The organism is Mesorhizobium caraganae, assembly GCF_016836705.1.
In the GTDB taxonomy this organism is placed as follows: Bacteria; Pseudomonadota; Alphaproteobacteria; order Rhizobiales; family Rhizobiaceae; genus Mesorhizobium; species Mesorhizobium caraganae.
The window spans coordinates 39,109-51,811 of the sequence record NZ_JAFCGY010000019.1 but is presented as its reverse complement, the minus strand read 5'-3'; the positions used below and the strand labels follow the sequence as shown (position 1 = coordinate 51,811).

At 62.2% G+C, this 12,703-nt stretch carries 14 protein-coding genes; 7 read left to right on the top strand and 7 right to left on the bottom strand.

All coding sequences use genetic code 11. The annotated features are described in order from the left end of the window. Positions 1–238 precede the first annotated feature (238 nt). The 4 genes from JQK88_RS25090 (at position 239) to JQK88_RS25075 (ending at position 2,175) form a co-directional block, all read left to right on the top strand. Positions 239–535: a YciI-like protein gene (locus JQK88_RS25090; protein WP_192254767.1), complete on the top strand. Its 297-nt coding sequence runs from the start codon at positions 239–241 to the stop codon at positions 533–535. A 31-nt stretch (positions 536–566) separates the two neighbouring features. Continuing rightward, positions 567–992, top strand: a complete 426-nt coding sequence (locus JQK88_RS25085; protein ID WP_203279734.1) for an EVE domain-containing protein — start codon at positions 567–569, stop codon at positions 990–992. Beyond that, complete coding sequence (locus JQK88_RS25080) at positions 947–1,645, top strand: class I SAM-dependent methyltransferase (protein WP_192254765.1); 699 nt, start codon at positions 947–949, stop codon at positions 1,643–1,645. Before JQK88_RS25085 ends, JQK88_RS25080 begins: the two co-directional genes overlap by 46 nt. A 107-nt stretch (positions 1,646–1,752) precedes the next feature. After that, positions 1,753–2,175 (top strand): DUF1761 domain-containing protein, encoded by a 423-nt coding sequence (locus JQK88_RS25075; RefSeq protein WP_112561236.1) that lies wholly within the window; start codon positions 1,753–1,755, stop codon positions 2,173–2,175. A 23-nt stretch (positions 2,176–2,198) separates the two neighbouring features. Here JQK88_RS25075 and gcvA read toward each other — a convergent pair whose 3' ends face one another. Then, positions 2,199–3,149, bottom strand: a complete 951-nt coding sequence (gene gcvA, locus JQK88_RS25070; RefSeq protein ID WP_203279730.1) for a transcriptional regulator GcvA — start codon at positions 3,147–3,149, stop codon at positions 2,199–2,201. A gap of 130 nt (positions 3,150–3,279) precedes the next feature. Here gcvA and JQK88_RS25065 point away from each other — a divergent pair, with 130 nt between their 5' ends. After that, positions 3,280–3,534 carry a hypothetical protein gene (locus JQK88_RS25065; protein WP_112561234.1) on the top strand — a complete coding sequence of 85 codons (255 nt, stop codon included), beginning with the start codon at positions 3,280–3,282 and terminating at the stop codon, positions 3,532–3,534. 76 nt (positions 3,535–3,610) lie between these two features. Here JQK88_RS25065 and JQK88_RS25060 read toward each other — a convergent pair whose 3' ends face one another. Beyond that, positions 3,611–4,147, bottom strand: a complete 537-nt coding sequence (locus JQK88_RS25060) for a L,D-transpeptidase family protein (RefSeq protein ID WP_312037322.1) — start codon at positions 4,145–4,147, stop codon at positions 3,611–3,613. Between the two features lie 145 nt (positions 4,148–4,292). Here JQK88_RS25060 and JQK88_RS25055 point away from each other — a divergent pair, with 145 nt between their 5' ends. Then, positions 4,293–4,976 (top strand): response regulator transcription factor, encoded by a 684-nt coding sequence (locus JQK88_RS25055; RefSeq protein WP_112561232.1) that lies wholly within the window; start codon positions 4,293–4,295, stop codon positions 4,974–4,976. Positions 4,977–5,191: 215 nt separating this feature from the next. Beyond that, positions 5,192–5,647: a cyclic nucleotide-binding domain-containing protein gene (locus JQK88_RS25050; protein ID WP_192254757.1), complete on the top strand. Its 456-nt coding sequence runs from the start codon at positions 5,192–5,194 to the stop codon at positions 5,645–5,647. 2 nt (positions 5,648–5,649) lie between these two features. On the opposite strand, the gene JQK88_RS25045 is transcribed toward JQK88_RS25050, so the two are convergent. The 5 genes from JQK88_RS25045 to JQK88_RS25025 all read right to left on the bottom strand — a co-directional run bounded on the left by JQK88_RS25045 (position 5,650) and on the right by JQK88_RS25025 (position 12,703). Beyond that, positions 5,650–6,261, bottom strand: a complete 612-nt coding sequence (locus JQK88_RS25045; RefSeq protein ID WP_192254755.1) for a GNAT family N-acetyltransferase — start codon at positions 6,259–6,261, stop codon at positions 5,650–5,652. A gap of 24 nt (positions 6,262–6,285) precedes the next feature. After that, on the bottom strand, positions 6,286–7,092 hold the full coding sequence (locus tag JQK88_RS25040; protein ID WP_203279729.1) for an exodeoxyribonuclease III: 807 nt from the start codon (positions 7,090–7,092) through the stop codon (positions 6,286–6,288). A gap of 160 nt (positions 7,093–7,252) precedes the next feature. Continuing rightward, positions 7,253–7,933 carry an outer-membrane lipoprotein carrier protein LolA gene (locus JQK88_RS25035; protein ID WP_192254751.1) on the bottom strand — a complete coding sequence of 227 codons (681 nt, stop codon included), beginning with the start codon at positions 7,931–7,933 and terminating at the stop codon, positions 7,253–7,255. Positions 7,934–8,085: 152 nt separating this feature from the next. Next, positions 8,086–10,752 carry a DNA translocase FtsK gene (locus JQK88_RS25030; RefSeq protein WP_192254749.1) on the bottom strand — a complete coding sequence of 889 codons (2,667 nt, stop codon included), beginning with the start codon at positions 10,750–10,752 and terminating at the stop codon, positions 8,086–8,088. A 502-nt stretch (positions 10,753–11,254) separates the two neighbouring features. Continuing rightward, positions 11,255–12,703, bottom strand: coding sequence for an ammonium transporter (locus JQK88_RS25025; RefSeq protein WP_376740452.1), 1,449 nt, complete (start codon positions 12,701–12,703; stop codon positions 11,255–11,257).

Genomic DNA, 12,703 nt, shown 5'->3' with positions numbered 1-12,703 from the left:
TTTTTCGCAATGCAGCGCTGTTGCCTGAGTTTACTCTTTCGGGCGAAGCGGTATCGTCTGTGACTTTCATCAAACTCAAGTGTATCAATCATTTCAATGCCTTGGCTTGAGCGGGTGGAGATCCAACGCGACAGATCGTCATTTGGCATTGACCCGAAGGCACCATAAAAGCAAAAAACGCGGTTTCGGCAGTTCAAGGCGAACTGTAGTCACAATCCCAACCCGGAGTTTTGAAAGCATGCTGTTTGCGTTGATTTGCAAGGACAAGCCCGGCAGCCTGCAGGTGCGCGTCGACACGCGGCCCGCCCACGTCGCCTTTCTCGAGGGCCTGAACGCCGACAAGACACTGGCCTTTGCCGGTCCGTTCCTCGATGCCGACGGCAAGCCGAACGGCACCCTCGCCGTGGTCGAGGCGCCGGATCTGGCCGGTGCGCAGGCGCTGTCGGCCGCCGACCCCTATGCCAAGGCCGGGCTGTTTGAAACAGTCGAAATCCGCCAGTGGAACTGGACCTTCAACAAGCCGGCCGCTAGTTAATTCGGGCCACGGTCCACGGAGGAGCAAAGACATGAACTATTGGCTGTTCAAATCCGAACCTTCGGTCTTTTCCTTCGAAGCGCTGAAGGCGAAAGGCAAGGCTGGCACGCAATGGGATGGCGTGCGCAACTATGCGGCGCGCAACAACATGAAGGCGATGCAGATCGGCGATCTCGGCTTCTTCTACCATTCCAATGAGGGGCTGAACGTCGTCGGCATTGCCGAAGTCTGCGCGCTTGCCCATCCCGACTCGACAACCGACGACCCGCGCTGGGAATGTGTCGACATCCGCGCCTTCATGGACGTGCCGAACCCGCCGACGCTGGAACAGGTCAAGGCCAATCCGAAACTCGCCGAGATGGCGCTGGTCAGGCTCGGGCGACTTTCCGTGCAGCCGGTGACTCCGGCCGAATGGAAGGAAGTCTGCCGCATGGGCGGCCTGACGCCCGCTCCGTGACGGTCCTCACGCCGAACAGCGCGAAAAAGTTCATTCTCGACAACACGGCGCTGATGACGCCGCCGCACGTGCCGGAAATTTTTCTGCGCCTTGCCGACGAGGCGCATGACCTCTGGCAGCGAACCGAGGACGAGTTGACCGAAATCGGCTTGCCGCCACCCTTCTGGGCCTTTGCCTGGGCCGGTGGCCAGGGTCTTGCCCGCTATATCCTCGACAACCCGTCTGAAGTGCGCGGCAAACGTGTGCTCGACTTCGCTTCCGGCTCCGGGCTTGTCGCCATCGCCGCCGCCAAGGCCGGTGCTTCACAAGTGATCGCCACCGACATCGACCCGTTCTGCGAAACGGCGATCCGCCTCAATGCCGAGGCCAACGGCGTTGCCATCGAATTTTGCGGCACCGACTGCATCGGCACCGATGCCGGCTGGGATGTGGTGCTGGCCGGCGACGTCTTCTACGACAGATCTTTCGCCGACACGCTGATGCCGTGGTTTTCGACACTGAAGGCGCGCGGCGCCGACATCCTCGTCGGCGATCCCGGCCGCTCCTACATGCCGAAGGCAGGCCTGGAGCCGCTGGCCGTCTACGAAGTGGCGGTGACGCGGGCGCTGGAGGATTCCCTGGTCAAGCGCACCACCGTCTGGCGCTTCGCTTGACGGCGCTGCCGAACAGGCATTCCATCGCGGGATTGATTTGAGAATACGCATGTCGTTATCCCAAGACCGCTCAACACTTTTGGGCGACATGCTTGAGGGAGGACTTTATGGATTTTTCAGCAGTGAACTGGCTGGCGGTCGTTGTCGCGGCCGTGGTGGCGTGGCTGTTCGGCGCCGTCTGGTACATGGCTTTGAGCAAGCCGTGGCTGAAGGCGGCCAAGCTCGATCCGGCGACGATGAGCAAGTCGAAGCTGCCCTTCGTCATCTCCTTCATTGCCGAACTCATCATGGCGCTGGTTGTTGCTCTGGTTGTCGGCGCCATGACCGGCGGCGAGCCGGCCCTTACCGCCGGCCTGGTCTTCGGCTTCGTCCTCTGGCTCGGCTTTGTCGCAACGACGCTGACGGCCAACCACCGCTATGAGAATTTCGGCTGGGACCTGACCCTGATCGACGGCGGCCACTGGCTCGGCGTGCTTTTGATCATCGGCGCGGTGATCGGCTGGTTCGGCGCACCGGTCGTCGCCGGCTGAGACCTTCCAAAGTCGAGGATGACCTATAACTCGTCCCAAGTCCGGCGCGTCGGGTCCGGCTGCGGGTTGTGGACTTCGCCCAGGATCCAGTCCTTGAACGCGATGATCCTGGCATCGTTTGCCGACGCGGCTGGATAAACCAGGAAATAGGCGAACTCGGCCGCGACCTTGAGGCCGAGTTCGAATGGCCGCACCAGCCGTCCCTCCGACAGGTCGTTGGCCACCATGGCGAAATCGGCGAGCGCCACCGCATTGCCGTCGAGCGCCGCCTGCACCGCATCTGACGAAGAGCCGAAAACGATGGTCCGGCTGTCATCAAAATCGTCGATGCCGGCCGCCGCCATCCACATGCGCCAGTTCGGCCAGGTCACGCCCTGGCGCGCCCATACGATATGGGCAAGCGTGTGCCGGAACAGGTCGCGCGGCTCTCGAAGCGGTGGACCGGAGGTCAGCAAAGCCGGGCTGCACACCGGAATGATGATGTTGTCGAACAGACGGTGGCTGACAATGCCCGGATATTTCCCGGTGCCGAAGCGAATGCCGATATCGACGTCGTCGCGATCGAAATCGCGCACTTCATAGGTGATGTCGAAGCGAAGTTCGATCCCGGGTTGATGCTTGCGGAAATCGTCGACACGCCGCATCAGCCATTTGGTCGCAAACTGCGGGTCGAGCGTAATTTTCACGAGCGCCATGCCGCGCGTCATCTTTTGTGCCCGCGACACCGCCCGGTTGAGCAGGTCGAGCGCATCGAGCGAGGCTTCGAACAGCACCGTGCCTGCCTCGGTCAACCGGATGGTCCGGCTGGTGCGGGTAAACAGAACGATGCCGAGCTGATCCTCGATTTCCTTGATCTGGTGGCTGACCGCGGCCGGCGTCAGCCCAAGCTCATCCGCGGCCCGGGTGAAATTGAGGTGTCGGGCCGCCGCTTCCAGCGTCCTCAGTGCGCGGGTTCCGGGCAGCAGGCGGGCCAATTGATCTCCAAATAAAACTTGATGATATGGAGAAAACTACTCGTTTCTCCTTTTTCTTTCAATCCGACATGATGGACGCAATCGAAACACCATCAAACCGGATTTGATATCCGGAGGAATGGATCACACCATGTCCACCGTCGCTTTTCATTCACCGATCGCCCGTCCGTCTTGGTTGCGCGCCGTACTCGACTGGCTTCGTCACGCCAGGGTCGCGATCCACCTCACCCAGCAAAATGTCGTCCACCAGGACGTCGAGGATCTCTCCGACCGCGAGCTGCGCGACATTGGCGGCGAACGCAAGGATGTCGCCCGCGCCATGGACCGGGAGTTGGGCAGGCTGGGACTGCTGGATATCGGCTGGCAGAGGAATAGGCAGTGGTGAATAGGCAGTAGGGAAAAATGAGACGGCACCGACACCCGGCCCTACTGCCTACTGCCTACTGCCTACTGCCTACTGCCTACCTAACCACCCTCACCACCGTCCTGTCCGAAATCAGCGGCAACAGCCGCGCCATCGTCCGCGCGGTTACCGCCACGCAGCCTTGCGTCGGCGTGAAGCCGGGACGCGCCAGGTGGAAGAAGATGGCGCTGCCGCGCCCGCGCCGGCGTGGCGCCATGTTCCAGTCGAGCACCAGGCAGGCGTCATAGAGGCGATCATCGCGCCGCATCCGCTCATGGCTGGCGCCGTAGGGGATTTTCACCGGCCGGTTATAGTTGCGGTCGACCGGCACCTCGCACCAGCCGAGATCTGGGCCGATCGGCGCCATTGCCAGCCGGGTTTTGCGGGCCGCCGGAAAATGATCGCCCCGAAAATATCCCGATAGAATCCGCATCTCGCCAAGCGGCGTCGCGCCATCGCCCTCGCGCTTGTTGGCGGAGATGCCGCCGCGTCCGAGCGCGCACGCGAACACCTTGCTGCCGGCCTGCAAAATCCCCTGGCTTGGGTTGCCGGGCCTCGCCCGTACCACCAGCACCCGCAGCCCTTTAGGCAAAATTGCGCCGGCTGCATTGCGAACGCGTTTTTTCTTGTATGATCGTGTCACGGAACAAATCACTGTGATCGGACTGTTGCGCCGGTCAGCTTCCGCATAAATGGGGGTCGGTCAACTGAAAATTCTTTTCAAAACAACGGATTGATCCATGACATCACGTACCATTCTTATCGTTGACGACGATGACGACCTGCGCGGAACCCTCGTCGAGCAACTCGCCCTTTACGAAGAATTCGACGTCCTGCAGGAAGCGACCGCCGCCAAAGGTGTTGCTGCTGCGCGCGGTGGGCTCATCGACCTGCTCATCATGGATGTCGGCCTGCCCGACATGGATGGCCGCGAGGCAGTGAAGATCCTGCGCAAGGGCGGCTACAAGGCGCCGATCATCATGCTGACCGGCCACGACACCGATTCCGACACGATTCTGGGCCTCGAGGCCGGCGCCAACGACTATGTCACCAAACCGTTCCGCTTCGCCGTGCTGCTTGCCCGTATCCGCGCGCAACTGCGCCAGCACGAGCAGAGCGAGGACGCCACCTTCTCGGTCGGTCCCTATACGTTCAAGCCCAGCCAGAAGCTTCTGATCGACCAACGCGGCGCCAAGGTGCGGCTGACCGAGAAAGAGGCCTCGATCATCAAATATCTCTATCGCGCCGACCAGAAGGTGGTAACGCGCGACGTCTTGCTCGAGGAAGTGTGGGGCTACAATTCCGGCGTCACCACGCACACGCTGGAAACCCACGTCTACCGGCTGCGCCAGAAGATCGAGCGCGATCCTTCCAATGCTGAAATTCTTGTGACAGAAAGCGGCGGCTACAAGCTGGTTCCTTAAACATTTCATTATTCAATAGGCGGTCGGGGCGGGACTGTTTCGGGTACGATCCGGCTGGAGGGGCCTGGATCGACCCGCGCATCGGCCCAAAATCGATTCGGTTTTGGGGAAGAACGCTGCGCAGATTGAAAATGTTGGAGCGTCTTGCGTGACCAGGAGGACGCGTGGCGCTCTAAGGGAGGGATTGGACTGACCGTTCGGGGACGCAGCTAGAGATGGCGCTGGATGACGACATCCGCATCCTGTCTGCCGTGAAGCTCTTTGAGGGTTTCACGCAGGAACAGCTGCGCCTGCTCGCCTTCGGCGCCGAAGCCACGCATCTGCAGGCCGACCACAAGCTTTACCGCGAAGACGACGAGGCCGATTCGGCCTATATCGTGGTCAGCGGCCGCATCGTGCTCTATCGCGAGCAGAATGGCGAACGCGTCCCGATCGGCACCGTCGGCCCCGGCACGATCCTGAGCGAACTGGCATTGATCGCCGACACCAACCGGCTGACCAGCGCATCGGCCGAGACCGATTCGGAAGTGATCCGCCTCAGCCGCAAGATGTTCCGCCGCATCCTCGAGGAGTACCCCGACGTGGCGGTGAAACTGCACCAGCGCATCCTCGACGATTTCCAGGCCATGATCGCCCGCATCGAGAAGCTGGCGCCGCGGTTTGGCGAATAAGTCTAATTACCGTCTCGAACGGGTTTTGGCCTGAACAGGCACCAGAATGGCTTTCCGGGTGCAAGTTCACCTTGGCCGAGGAGTTGAAACCCGCAACGCTCATAGAAAGCCAAATTCTTTCGTTGTGCGGTTTCGAGAAACGTCCCTGCCGAGACAGGATCTCTTTCGGCAAGATCGCAATAGGCCTTGATGAGCGAGCCGCCAGCCCCTTTTCCCTGCATTGAGGGGTGAACGCCCAAGACCCCAAGATAGAAATGCGGTTCCTGCGGCTTGTATTTCTCGCTGATGGCGTCAGCCCTCTCGAAGCGGGAAGCCATCGATGCCTGCCTTTGCTGAAGCAGAGCCCATCTCTCCTGGTGAGCCGGAAGCCATTCATGCCGCTGCGTATCATAGCCCATCACCGCACCCAGGATGCGACCCTCGCTCTTTAGCAACAGCACAGGCATTCCAAGCGCCAAGCGCGCCGCCATCAGGATCGAGAAGAACTCCGTCACCAGGTACTGACGCTGCGGAGGATCGAAGAAAAAACTCATCTGCGGATCATCGGCAAAGGCATCCGCCAGACAGTCGGCCGCCGATGTCACATCCGGCTCTCGCGCTGCCACTATCTCCATTCAACGACCCCTTTGGCTCGCGGACTACTCCAGATCAAACCGCGCAATCACCGGCACATGGTCCGACGGTCGCTCCCAGCCGCGCGCAGCGCGAAGGATCTCGTAGCCGGCAAAATTGGGCACCAGGTTCGGCGACGACCAGATATGGTCGAGCCGCCGGCCACGGTTTGAAGCTTCCCAGTCCTGCGCCCGGTAGCTCCACCAAGTGTAGAGCTTTTCATCAAGCGGCACGTTGAGCCGCATCAGGTCGACCCAGTCGCCGGCCATCCGCATCGCTTCGAAATTTTCCGTCTCGACCGGCGTGTGGCTGACGACGTTGAGCAATTGCTTGTGCGACCAGACATCGTGCTCCAGCGGCGCGATGTTGAGGTCGCCGACCAGGATCGAGGCTGACACCTCATCATGCGCGGCGCGGATGGCGTTCATCTCGGCGACGAAATCCAACTTGTGCCGGAACTTGCGGTTGATCTCGGGATCGGGCTCGTCGCCGCCGGCCGGCACATAGAAATTGTGGATGAGGATCGCCTTGCCGCCGGCCGGCACTTTCACCGACAGATGCCGACTGTCGTCGATCTCGCAGAAGCGCCGCTTTTCGACCACCTCGATCGGCCGCCGCGCCACCGTCGCCACGCCGTGATAGCCCTTCTGGCCATGGAAGGCGATGTGCTCGTAGCCCGCCTTGCGGAAGGCCTTTTCCGGAAACAGCTCGTCGGGAACCTTCGTCTCCTGCAGGCAGAGCACATCAGGCGCCTGCTCCGCCAGCAGCCGCTCGACGATCGGCATGCGCAGGCGCACGGAGTTGATGTTCCAGGTGGCGATGGAAAAGGGCATGCAGGAGTCCGGTCCGAGGCAGCGAAAATCCTGCCGGGACAGCCCGACAGGACATTGTGCCTATGAAATTGGTCCTGGAACTACTGCCAGCCACACGATCTAAAAACAAGCAGGCGTTAACCGCCAACGGCGCAGGAGGAATGCCCGCAGCGGCAGAACACTATCTGGTCTTGGTGTTCAGCTCGCGATTGGCGGTATAGTCGATGGCGAAGGTGTCCGGGGGGAAATTGACGCCTTCCTTGGTGTTGTAGATCATCACCGTGGTGTCCTTGCCCTGCGCGTCGGTGATGGTCCACTGGCGCAGATCATAGGATTTCGGATCGAACATCATGGTGATCTTCGAATTGCCGAACACCGACTTGTCGGCGAGCTGGATGGTGGTGAGGTCGCTCTCTTCCTTGATCGATTTGACGCGCCCGCCGGAGAGGTCGATTTTGGTGTCGAGCAAAAGCTTCAGCGGCGTCTTCGACAGCGGATAGAGATCGGACGTGTTCAGCCGCTTGTTGAGGATGACCACCGACTTGCCGTCGGAAATCACCCGGAAATTCGACTTGCCGTCATAGTTGAAGCGGATCTTGCCCGGCCGCTCGAGGAAGAACTTGCCGCCGGTCTGCTGGTTGTTGGGCCCGAACTGGACGAACTCGCCGCTCATCGATTTGACCGAGGAGAAGTGGTCGGCGATCTTTTGCGCCGTCGGCGGTACCGCCGCCTGCGCAGAGGCCAGAAGCTGGAACCCCGGCATGACATTGACGGCCGCGGCGCCGGCAAGAACCAGGCCAAGGCCGAGCAGCTGGCGGCGGTTTAGAGCGAAATCGCTGAGCGCGGAAGGATCGTTTTTCATGCCGGTCACTCTCGTGTGGTGTGTGTCTCGTTGCAGTCCGTGGACCCCCAGTTAGACTTAAGTTTGGCGGCCGAACGGCACTCTGTCGCTTGAACGCGCCAAAAGGATCAAGGTTGCCGCCGGGCGGTCTTTGCCCCGGCGCTATTGGCCAATCAGAACTTGTCGTCCTCCGTCGGCACCAGGATCTCGCGTTTGCCGGCATGGTTGGCCGGGCCGACAATGCCTTCCTTCTCCATCTTCTCGATGATCGACGCCGCGCGGTTGTAGCCGATGCCGAGCCGGCGCTGGATGTAGCTGGTCGAGGCCTTGCCGTCACGCAGCACCACGGCCACCGCCTGGTCGTAGGGATCGTCGGAATCCTCGAAATTGCCGCCACCACCGCCACCGCCCTTGCCTGACGGCTCGTCGTCATCGTCTTCGCCGTCATCTTCGGTGATGGCGTCGAGATATTCGGGCACGCCCTGCAGCTTCAGATGCGCGACGATCCTCTCGACCTCGTCGTCGGAAACGAACGGGCCGTGCACGCGCTGGATGCGGCCGCCGCCGGCCATGTAGAGCATATCGCCCATGCCGAGCAGCTGCTCGGCGCCCTGCTCGCCCAGAATGGTGCGGCTGTCGATCTTCGACGTCACCTGGAAGGAGATGCGGGTCGGGAAATTGGCCTTGATGGTACCGGTGATGACGTCGACGGACGGGCGCTGGGTGGCCATGATGACATGGATGCCGGCGGCGCGCGCCATCTGCGCCAGGCGCTGCACCGCGCCTTCGATGTCCTTGCCGGCGACCATCATCAAATCGGCCATCTCGTCGATGATAACGACGATATAGGGCATCGGCTCGAGGTCGAGATTCTCGGTTTCGTAGATCGCCTCGCCGGTCTGCCGGTCGAAGCCGGTCTGCACGGTGCGCGAGATCTTTTCGCCCTTCTTCTCGGCCAGTTGCACGCGCGCGTTGAAGCCGTCGATGTTGCGCACGCCGACCTTGGACATCTTGCGGTAGCGGTCTTCCATCTCGCGCACGGTCCACTTCAGCGCCACCACTGCCTTCTTCGGATCGGTGACCACCGGCGTCAGCAGATGCGGGATGCCGTCATAGACCGAGAGTTCGAGCATTTTCGGATCGATCATGATCAGCCGGCAGTCCTGCGGCGTCAGCCGGTAGAGTAGCGACAGGATCATGGTGTTGATGGCGACCGATTTGCCGGAGCCGGTGGTGCCGGCGACCAGCACGTGCGGCATCTTGGCTATGTCGACGATGACCGCCTCGCCATTGATGGTCTTGCCCAGCGCCAGCGCCAGCTTGGCCTTGGTCGTTTCGAAATCGCGGCTGGCCATGATCTCCCTGAGATAGACGGTCTCGCGCTTGGCATTCGGCAGTTCGATGCCGATGGCGTTGCGGCCGGGCACCACGGCGACGCGGCAGGCGATGGCGCTCATCGAACGCGCGATGTCGTCGGACAGGCCGATGACACGCGACGATTTGATGCCGGGGGCCGGTTCCAACTCATAGAGCGTGACCACCGGGCCGGGCCGGACGGCGATGATCTCGCCCTTGACGCCGAAATCCTCCAGCACACCTTCGAGCAGGCGCGCATTCTGCTCCAGCGCGTCCTTGGACAGGCTGGCGTCGCGCACCACATTCTTCGGTTCGGACAGGAAATGCAGCGACGGCATTTCGAACGTTTCCGAGCCAATCAGCGAGGTCTGCGCCTCGCGCTGGACGCGGGCGCCAGGAGCGGGACGCGGCGCAGGTGCTGCAACACGGGTCGCAGCATCGGAGCGGAAGTTCTGCACCTTGGCATTCGGCGCGGCACGGCGTTGGACCGGTTCGTCGTCGAGATCGACCTCTTCGTCACCATTGTCGAACCCGGCATCGAGGACGTCGTCATCGTCCGGATCGACCGAAACGCTGCGGTCATTGACCATGGCGGCGAAGAATTCCGGCTCGACGCGGGCTCGGCCATCCGGGCTCATCCGCGCTTCGGCGAATTCCGCCGATTCGACCCGTTCGGCGGCGCGGCGCCATGCGGTGGAGCGCTGCTCCATCTCCGGTTCGTACTCGTCGCGCTCCTGCTGGCGACGGACGGCGCGGCGGTGCATCCAGGCACGGAACGACAGCCACCAGTGCGTAATTGCGCCGAGCGCCAATATGCCTTCGTCGCCCTCATCCTCGTCTTCGTCGAAGAGCAGGTCGTCCTCTCGGGGATCGGGCTCGGCAGTGCGCTCCATGACGGCAAAGCCGTTCTTGCGCGCAATCAGCGCCGAGCCATAGGCAAACAGCCACAGCGCCGGCGCGATGAGCAGGATCGCAATGATGCTGGCAACGAGGCCGGTCGGGTAGCCGCCAATGAGCAGGCCCGGGACGTTGAGCACCATGTCGCCGAACACGCCGCCGAGGCCGGTCGGCAGCGGCCAGGTCTTGGGCGGCACCACGCAGCCGGCCATCGCCGCTGCAAGCAGCGCGAAGCCGAACCAGGCGAGGCCGCGCTTCGGCAACCTGTCGACGCCACGCGCCGAAAACAAGAGAAAGCCCCAGATCACCGCCGGCACCAGCGCGGCAACGGCGGCGAGGCCGAAGAACTGCATGGCGAGGTCGGAGAACACCGCGCCCGCATAGCCCATGGCGTTGGTGACGATGTTGTCGGTGGCATGCGAGAAGCTTGGATCGGCAACGTTCCAGGTGGCCAGCGCCGCGACCCCAAAGGCGACCAGCACAAACAGGCCGGCGCCCACCAGCCGCCCGACCTGGCGCCGCGCGAATGCCTGGATGCCGTGCCCCGTATCGGTCAGCGCGAGCGGTGCTGAAGCCCCTGAACGCATGCTCTTCCCCGTCTGTTTTTGCCTGGCCGGGCGCATGACGCACTCCGGCAGATTCGAACGCCAGACTATCGGGGGGAAGGTTAAGGCCGCATTAACTATAAGGCCGTGGGCAACGATCTTGCACAGAGCGCGCCACGGCCGTTTCGACTCATGCCTGCTGCGATAAAGGGATGCCAGCGGTGACACGGGACAGTTTTTCACGCTTTGACAGCGTCGGCTTCTCATAGGCTTTTTTCATGGTGAGACGTCCTGTTCGAGTGAGGTCGCGAATCTCGCGATCTTCCACGAGGTGTCACACCGGTCCGGCGCTTGCATCCCCCGCGCGGGGGACGCTGGGGCCATCACTTGCGTCGATCATCAGTTGGCGCCGCCGAGCGCCCGGATGACGGTATTGCAAAAAAAGAGGCCCGGAATGACCCGGGCCTCAAAGCGTGAGCCCTTTTCGGGAGCGTCACGACGGGATGGGAGAATGCGGGGGCGGCCGAGGCCGCCCCCGGAAAGCTTACGAGTGATAGGCCGCTTCGCCATGCGCGGTCAGGTCGAGGCCTTCGCGCTCGGCGTCGGCCGTCGGCCGCAGACCGATGATCAGGTCGACGATCTTGTAGAGGATGGCGCTGCCGATGCCCGACCACAGCAGGGTCACTAGGACGCCCTTGCCTTGCGCCAGAAGCTGTGTGGCCGTGCCGGCATAGCCGGCGGCGAAGTCGGCGGTCGAATAATCGACGATGCCGGCGCCGCCGAGCGCGGGATTGACCAGTATGCCTGTGCCGAGCGCACCGATGATGCCACCGATGCAATGGACACCGAAGACATCGAGGCTGTCGTCGTAGTCGAACGTGTTCTTCACCACCGAGACGAAGAAGTAGCAGACGAAGGTGGCGACGATGCCAAGCACGATGGCACCCATCGGGCCGGCAAAACCGGCCGCCGGCGTGACCGCGACGAGGCCGGTGACCGCGCCCGAAACAGCGCCGAGCATGGAGGCTTTGCCGCGCAGCAGCGATTCAAGCACGATCCAGGTCACTGCCGCCGCCGCCGTGGCGACGAAGGTGTTGATCATGGCCAGCACCGCATAGGCGTTCGCTTCGAGGTTCGAACCGGCGTTGAAGCCGAACCAGCCGACCCACAGCAGCGAGGCGCCGACCATGGTCAGCGTCATCGAGTGCGGCGCCATGATGTCCTTCTTGTAGCCGATGCGCTTGCCGATCATCAGCGCGCCGACGAGGCCGGCAATGCCCGCATTGATGTGAACGACCGTGCCGCCGGCGAAATCGATGGCGCCGAAGCTGAAGATCAGGCCGGACGGGTCGGCATAGGCGCTCGGGCCCCCCCAGAACCAGACCATGTGCGCGATCGGGAAGTAGATGACCGTCACCCAGAGGATAACGAAAAGGATCAAGGCGGAGAATTTGACGCGTTCGGCGAAGGCGCCAACGATCAGGGCCGGCGTGATGCAGGCGAAAGTCATCTGGAAGACGACGAACACCAGTTCAGGAATGGCGACGCCCTTGCTGAAGGTTTCCGACAGCGTCGACACATTGACGCCGGAGAGAAACATCTTGGAGAGGCCGCCGACGAAGGCGTTGCCCGGGGTGAAAGCGAGGCTGTAGCCGTAGAAAACCCAGATGATCATGACCACGCTGGTGATGGTGAAGACCTGCATCAGCACCGACAGCATGTTCTTGGTACGAACCAGGCCGCCGTAGAAAAGCGCAAGGCCGGGAATGGTCATCAACAGCACCAGCACGGTGGAGATCATCATCCACGTGGTGTCGCCCTTGTCGACGGTAAAGGCCGGCGCTGCTGGCGCTGCCGCGGCGACGGCGGGTGCCGCTTCCTGCGCCAAGGCAGCAACCGTGCCCAATGCTCCGAGCGCGAACGAGCCCAGCAGCGCGGAGCGCGCCACTGTCTTCAAGGTGGAAGGAATATTCATTGAACTCTCCATTGGAAT